Origin of the sequence: Haloferax sp. Atlit-109R (assembly GCF_003665865.1) — an archaeon.
Classification (GTDB): Archaea; Halobacteriota; Halobacteria; order Halobacteriales; family Haloferacaceae; genus Haloferax; species Haloferax volcanii.
The window spans coordinates 1-494 of sequence record NZ_QPLO01000014.1; the positions used below are offsets into that span (position 1 = coordinate 1).

1 protein-coding gene is annotated in these 494 nt (G+C 61.5%); it reads left to right on the forward strand.

From position 1 onward, the window contains the following. Positions 1–159 precede the first annotated feature (159 nt). A partial coding sequence (locus DVK03_RS19425) for a rhodanese-like domain-containing protein (RefSeq protein WP_255409758.1) occupies positions 160–494 on the forward strand: 335 nt, incomplete at its 3' end.

Here is a 494-nt window from a genome sequence, read left to right on the forward strand (position 1 = left end):
ACTACTGTATAACGCCGAACCGGTTAAGACGGTTCACAAGAGCGGTAGCGACGGACCCATCCGCGTATATCCGAATCTGCGGGCGAGTAGTATTGCTTAGAAAAGGAAATACTATGAAAATGCTTTTGTGCGTCGGTCCGGTAGGAGCGACTGCGAAACATGAACGCCGACGACTTTCCGACTCCGGACGTCGACGTCGACTCCGTCGACCCGGACTCGCTCAAAGGCCGAATCGACGCCGGCGAGGACGTCACGATCCTCGACGCGCGCATGCGGTCCGACTACGAAGAGTGGCGCATCGACGGCGAGACCGTCACGTCGATCAACGTCCCGTACTTCGAGTTCCTCGACGACGAGATCGACGACGAGGTCCTCGACCGGATCCCCGACGACCGCGAGGTGACCGTCCTCTGTGCGAAGGGCGGCGCCAGCGAGTACGTCGCGGGCACGCTCGCGGAGCGGGGCTACGACGTCGACCACCTCGAGGACGGGAT